The organism is Streptomyces sp. NPDC059456, from assembly GCF_042750055.1.
Taxonomy (GTDB): domain Bacteria; phylum Actinomycetota; class Actinomycetes; order Streptomycetales; family Streptomycetaceae; genus Streptomyces.
In genome coordinates, this window is record NZ_JBHYVA010000477.1 from 1 (window position 1) to 6697 (window position 6697).

3 protein-coding genes are annotated in these 6697 nt (G+C 71.0%); 1 reads left to right on the forward strand and 2 read right to left on the reverse strand.

The window, feature by feature from the left end; genetic code table 11:
• The first annotated feature begins 46 nt into the window (after positions 1-46).
• On the forward strand, positions 47-2323 hold the full coding sequence (locus tag ACFXA3_RS30810; protein WP_385191988.1) for a heavy metal translocating P-type ATPase: 2277 nt from the start codon (positions 47-49) through the stop codon (positions 2321-2323).
• A 420-nt stretch (positions 2324-2743) separates the two neighbouring features.
• On the opposite strand, the gene ACFXA3_RS30815 is transcribed toward ACFXA3_RS30810, so the two are convergent.
• Both ACFXA3_RS30815 and ACFXA3_RS30820 read right to left on the reverse strand, forming a co-directional pair.
• Positions 2744-4033 carry a citrate synthase gene (locus ACFXA3_RS30815; protein ID WP_054220810.1) on the reverse strand — a complete coding sequence of 430 codons (1290 nt, stop codon included), beginning with the start codon at positions 4031-4033 and terminating at the stop codon, positions 2744-2746.
• Positions 4034-4215: 182 nt separating this feature from the next.
• Positions 4216-6459 carry an ATP-dependent RecD-like DNA helicase gene (locus ACFXA3_RS30820; protein WP_385191991.1) on the reverse strand — a complete coding sequence of 748 codons (2244 nt, stop codon included), beginning with the start codon at positions 6457-6459 and terminating at the stop codon, positions 4216-4218.
• Positions 6460-6697 lie beyond the last annotated feature (238 nt).

The window sequence follows — 6697 nt, forward strand, 5'->3', positions numbered from 1 at the left end:
GCTCATACTGGTTCCGTACGGCCCGGCCCTCCCCCTGGAGCCGGACATGAGCAGCAGCACAGTGCACGACGGGCCCATAGCGGCGGCGCCGGCCGCCGAGGTCGAGCTGAGCATCGGCGGGATGACCTGCGCCTCCTGCGCCGCCCGCATCGAGAAGAAGCTGAACCGGATGGACGGGGTCACCGCCACGGTGAACTACGCCACCGAGAAGGCCCGCGTCTCGTACGGCGGCGGCGTCGAGGTCGCCGATCTGATCGCGACGGTCGTCAGGACCGGTTACACCGCCGAGGAGCCCCCGCCGGCGGCCCCGGAGCCCGAGGCGGAGGCCTCCGCGGCGCCCGGGCCCGGGCGCGACCCCGAACTGGCCGCGCTGCGCGAGCGACTGCTGGTCTCCGCCGCGCTCGCCCTCCCCGTCATCCTGCTCTCCATGGTCCCGGCCCTCCAGTTCGACGACTGGCAGTGGCTCTCGCTGACCCTGGCCGCCCCCGTGGTCGTCTGGGGCGCACTCCCCTTCCACCGGGCCGCCTGGACCAACGCCCGGCACGGCGCGGCCACCATGGACACCCTGGTCTCGGTCGGCACGCTCGCCGCCTTCACCTGGTCGCTGTGGGCCCTGTTCTTCGGCCACGCCGGCATGCCCGGCATGCGGCACGGCTTCGACCTCACCGTCTCGCGCACGGACGGCTCTTCGACGATCTACCTGGAGGTCGCCGCCGGCGTCGTCGCCTTCATCCTGCTCGGCCGCTACCTGGAGGCCCGCTCCAAGCGGAAGGCGGGTGCCGCCCTGAAGGCCCTGCTGGAGCTGGGCTCCAAGGACGTGGCCGTCCTGCGCGGCGGCAGCGAGGTGCGGATCCCGGTGGCGCAGCTCGCCGTCGGCGACCGGTTCGTCGTCCGCCCCGGCGAGAAGATCGCCACCGACGGCACGGTCGTCGAGGGGGCGTCCGCCGTGGACGCGTCGATGCTGACCGGGGAGTCCGTCCCGGTCGAGGTCGGCGCGGGTGACCCCGTCACCGGAGCCACCGTCAACACCTCGGGCCGGCTCGTCGTCGAGGCCGGTCGGATCGGCGCCGACACCCAGCTCGCCCGGATGGCCCGGCTCGTCGAGGAGGCGCAGAACGGCAAGGCCGAGGTGCAGCGCCTGGCCGACCGGATCTCCGCGGTCTTCGTGCCGGTCGTGCTGCTGCTGGCGCTCGGCACCTGGGTCGCCTGGCTGCTGATCACCGACGACCCCACCGCGGCCTTCACCGCCGCCGTGGCCGTCCTGATCATCGCCTGCCCGTGCGCCCTGGGCCTGGCCACGCCGACCGCGCTGATGGTCGGCACCGGGCGGGGCGCGCAGCTCGGCATCCTGATCAAGGGGCCGGAGGTGCTGGAGTCCACCCGTCGCGTCGACACCGTCGTGCTCGACAAGACCGGCACGGTCACCACCGGCCGGATGACCCTGTCCGGCGTGCACCCCGCCGCCGGTGTGGACGAGGCGGAGCTGCTGCGCCTCGCGGGCTCGCTGGAGCACGCCTCCGAGCACCCGATCGCCCGCGCCGTCGCCACCGGCGCGGCCGAGCGGACCGGGGCCCTGCCGGTCCCGGAGTCCTTCGAGGCCCTCGCCGGGCTCGGCGTCCGGGGCGTGGTCGACGGGCACTCCGTCCTGGTGGGCCGCGAGCAGCTGCTGGCGGACCGGTCGATCGAACTGCCGGCCGCCCTGGCCCAGGCCAAGGCAGCGGCCGAGGCGCTGGGCAGCACCGCCGTCCTGGTGGCCTGGGACGGGACGGCCCGCGGGGTCCTGACCGTGGCCGACGCCGTCAAGGAGAGCAGCGCCGAAGCCGTCTCGCGGCTGCGCGCGCTGGGCCTGACGCCGGTGCTGCTGACCGGGGACAACCGGGCCGTGGCCGAGACGGTGGCCCGCGAGGTGGGCATCGACGAGGTGATCGCCGAGGTGCTCCCGCAGGACAAGGTGGACGTCGTGCGCCGGCTCCAGGCGCAGGGCCGTACGGTCGCCATGGTGGGCGACGGCGTCAACGACGCGGCCGCGCTGGCCCAGGCCGACCTGGGCCTGGCCATGGGCACCGGCACCGACGCCGCGATCGAGGCGGGCGACCTGACCCTCGTACGGGGGGACCTGCGGGTGGCGGCGGACGCGATCCGGCTCTCCCGCCGGACCCTGGCCACCATCAAGGGGAACCTCTTCTGGGCCTTCGGCTACAACGTGGCGGCCCTGCCGCTCGCAGCCGCAGGCCTGCTCAACCCGATGATTGCGGGGGCCGCGATGGCGTTCTCCTCCGTTTTCGTGGTGAGCAACAGCCTCCGGTTGCGATCCTTCCGCTAGGGCGATCTTCTCCCCACTCTGCGCACACTTCCTTCACGGGAGACGCAGATCACAGTGATTGCAACGTAACCATCCGGCACTGCAGTGGGTCTAATGGGGCGATGCCAGGAACGTCTTGGGGGACGTTCACGGAGGTCTTGGGGGACGTCCGGGGCATCAGCCGGCCGGGACACGTGCTCAACGGGGTGCTTTGAGCGGCCCTCCCGACCCGTACGGGTCCCGGCAGACACCCATATGGGGCGCACCCCGCGTGCGCTCCTCGCCGACACCCCGGCTCGGGTCCCGTGGGGGGAATCCGTTCCGGGGAAAGGAAAGCGCCCCGACCGTCGACCCGTGGGGGGATCGACGGCGGGGCGCTTTCGCTTGCCTGCGGGTCTCGGACGGAGCCTCGGGTCAGCGGGCCTCCGGGCGGGACACGGGTCAGCGGGCCTCGACCGGGACGAAGTCGCGCAGGACCTCGCCGGTGTAGATCTGGCGCGGGCGGCCGATGCGGGAACCCGGCTCCTTGATCATCTCGTGCCACTGGGCGATCCAGCCGGGAAGGCGGCCGAGCGCGAAGAGCACGGTGAACATCTCGGTCGGGAAGCCCATGGCCCGGTAGATCAGACCGGTGTAGAAGTCCACGTTCGGGTAGAGGTTGCGCGAGACGAAGTACTCGTCGGCCAGCGCGTGCTCTTCCAGCTTGAGCGCGATGTCGAGCAGCTCGTCGCTCTTGCCGAGCGCCGAGAGGACGTCGTGCGCCGCCGCCTTGATGATCGTGGCGCGCGGGTCGAAGCTCTTGTAGACGCGGTGTCCGAAGCCCATGAGGCGGACGCCGTCTTCCTTGTTCTTCACCTTGCGGATGAAGGCGTCGACGTCGCCGCCGTCGTTCTTGATGCCTTCCAGCATCTCGAGGACGGACTGGTTGGCGCCACCGTGCAGCGGGCCCCACAGGGCCGAGATGCCGGCGGAGATCGAGGCGAACATGTTCGCCTGCGAGGAGCCGACCAGGCGGACGGTGGAGGTCGAGCAGTTCTGCTCGTGGTCCGCGTGCAGGATCAGCAGCTTGTCGAGCGCCGAGACCACGACCGGGTCCAGGTCGTACTCCTGGGCCGGCACGGAGAAGGTCATGCGCAGGAAGTTCTCGACGTAGCCGAGGTCGTTGCGCGGGTAGACGACCGGGTGGCCGACCGACTTCTTGTACGCGTACGCAGCGATGGTCGGGAGCTTGGCCAGCAGGCGGATCGTCGAGAGGTGGCGCTGCTTCTCGTCGAACGGGTTGTGGCTGTCCTGGTAGAACGTCGACAGCGCGCTGACCACGGAGGACAGCATCGCCATCGGGTGCGCGTCACGCGGGAAGCCGTCGTAGAACCGCTTGACGTCCTCGTGCAGCAGCGTGTGCTGGGTGATCTCGTTGCGGAACGACGCGAGCTGGTCGACGGTCGGCAGCTCACCGTTGATCAGCAGGTACGCGACCTCGATGAAGGTCGAACGCTCGGCCAGCTGCTCGATCGGGTAACCGCGGTAACGCAGGATGCCCTGCTCACCGTCGAGGTAGGTGATCGCGGACTTGTAGGCGGCGGTGTTGCCGTAGCCGCTGTCCAAGGTGACGAGCCCGGTCTGGGCCCTCAGCTTCGAGATGTCGAAGCCCTGGTCACCGACGGTGCTTTCGACCACCGGGTAGGTGTATTCACCGTCCGCGTACCGGAGTACTACAGAGTTGTCGCTCACGTCATCCCTCACCGACGTAGTGCCTCTTCTTCGAGGTGCCCTGACTGCCTCTACCTTCCCCCATTTGGCGCAGGAGAGTGCACTCGGGGTCGGCCTTTGGTCTTTTTGACGGCACTGAGTGCCTTCAACCTGCTCATCCTGCCTCCTCCGCACCGGTGCGGGAACCCCAAATGATCGATCATTTAGGTGATGTTTCCCACCGGTATCCGGCCGGACAGCCTGGCCGCGACCGCCGTGTGCCTCCTGCCTGCGGAAACGGTACGCACAGCCTGGGCGAGCGCCTTGCGGGACCCGACCAGCACGACGAGTTTCTTCGCCCTGGTCACCGCCGTGTAGAGCAAGTTGCGCTGGAGCATCATCCAAGCGCCGGTGGTGACGGGGATCACCACGGCCGGATATTCACTCCCCTGGGAGCGGTGGATGGTGACGGCGTACGCGTGCGCCAGCTCGTCCAGCTCGGCGAACTCGTAGGCCACCTCCTCGTCCTCCTCCGTCCGCACCGTCAGCCGCTGCTCCTCGGCGTCGAGGGCGGTGACCACGCCGACCGTGCCGTTGAAGACGCCGTTGGCGCCCTTCTCGTAGTTGTTCCGGATCTGGGTGACCTTGTCGCCGACGCGGAAGACGCGGCCGCCGAACCGCTTCTCGGCCAGCCCCGGCCGGGCCGGGGTGATCGCCTGCTGGAGCAGCCCGTTGAGGTTTCCGGCGCCGGCCGGACCGCGGTGCATGGGCGCGAGGACCTGGACGTCACAGCGCGGGTCCAGCCCGAACCGGGACGGGATGCGCCGGGCGGCCACGTCCACGGCGAGCCGGCCGGCCTCCTCGGTGTCCTCCTCCGGGAAGAGGAAGAAGTCCGGCAGCCCGTCGGTGAGCGGCGGCAGGCCGGTGTTGATCCGGTGGGCGTTGGTGACCACGCCCGACTGCTGGGCCTGGCGGAAGATCCGGGTCAGCCGGACCGCGGGCACCGGGCCGTCCTCGGCCAGCAGGTCCCGCAGCACCTCCCCGGCACCGACCGACGGCAGCTGGTCCACATCGCCGACGAGCAGCAGGTGGGCGCCCGGTGCCACCGCCTTGACCAGCTTGTTCGCCAGCAGCAGGTCCAGCATCGAGGCCTCGTCGACGACCACCAGGTCCGCGTCCAGCGGGCGCTCCCGGTCGTACGCCGCGTCCCCGCCCGGTTTGAGTTCCAGCAGCCGGTGCACGGTGGACGCCTCGGCCCCGGTGAGTTCCGCGAGCCGTTTCGCGGCCCGGCCGGTGGGCGCGGCGAGCACCACCTTGGCCTTCTTCGCCCTTGCCAGCTCCACGATCGAGCGGACGGTGAAGGACTTCCCGCAGCCCGGCCCGCCGGTCAGGACGGCCACCCGCCGGGTCAGCGCCAGCCGGACGGCGTCCCGCTGCTCGGGGGCCAGCTTGGCTCCGGTGCGCCCGGCGAGCCAGGCCAGCGCCTTGTCCCAGTCCACGTCCCGGAAGCCGGGCATCCGGTCCTCCTCGGCGTTCAGGAGCCGGCGCACCTGCCCGACCAGCGAGAGCTCGGCCCGGTGGAAGGGCACCAGGTACACGGCGGTCAGCGGCGGCCCGCCCTCCGGATCGGGCACGGACTCCCGTACGACGCCCTCCGGATCGGCGGCGAGCTCGGCCAGGCATTCGATGACGAGGCCGGTGTCCACCTGGAGCAGCTTGACCCCGTCGGCGATCAGCCGCTCCTCGGGCAGGAAGCAGTGCCCCTGGTCGGTGGACTGGGACAGGGCGTACTGGAGCCCGGCCTTGACCCGCTCGGGGCTGTCGTGCGGGATGCCGACGGCCTGCGCGATGCGGTCGGCGGTGAGGAAGCCGATGCCCCACACGTCGGCGGCGAGCCGGTACGGCTGGTTCCTGACCACCGAGATCGAGGCGTCGGCGTACTTCTTGTAGATCCGGACCGCGATGGAGGTGGAGACGCCGACGCCCTGGAGGAAGACCATGACCTCCTTGATCGCCTTCTGCTCCTCCCAGGCGGCGCCGATCAGCCTGGTCCGCTTGGGGCCGAGCCCGGGCACCTCGATCAGCCGCTTCGGCTCGGCCTCGATGACGTCGAGGGTGTCGGTGCCGAAGTGCTCCACGATCCGGTCGGCGATCTTCGGGCCGATGCCCTTGATCAGGCCCGACCCGAGGTAGCGCCGGATGCCCTGGATGGTCGCGGGGAGCACGGTGCGGTAGTTCTCGACGGTGAACTGCTTGCCGTACTGGGGATGGGATCCCCAACGGCCCTCCATCCGCAGCGATTCGCCGGGCTGGGCCCCGAGCAGGGATCCGACGACCGTGAGCAGATCGCCGCTGCCGCGCCCGGTGTCGACCCGGGCGACCGTGTACCCGCTTTCCTCGTTCGCGTAGGTGATGCGCTCCAGCACCCCCTCGACCACCGCCTGTTGCACCGCCCCGTTGCTCGCCATGGCACGAAGCTACCGCCCGGCGCCGACAGCCCGTCAGGCCTGTGGAAAACCTGGGTGCGGATCCGGCGCGGATCGGCCGCGGATCCGGCAGGGGTGCGCAGGCGGGGGGAAAACGGAAGGGGGGGCCCCCCGCCCCCCCGCCACCCCCACACGGCGACCCACCCACGCCGCCCGCACCAAGACCCCCCCAAGCACCCCCACCCGAACACACCACCCCACCCACCCCCCCCCCCCCCCC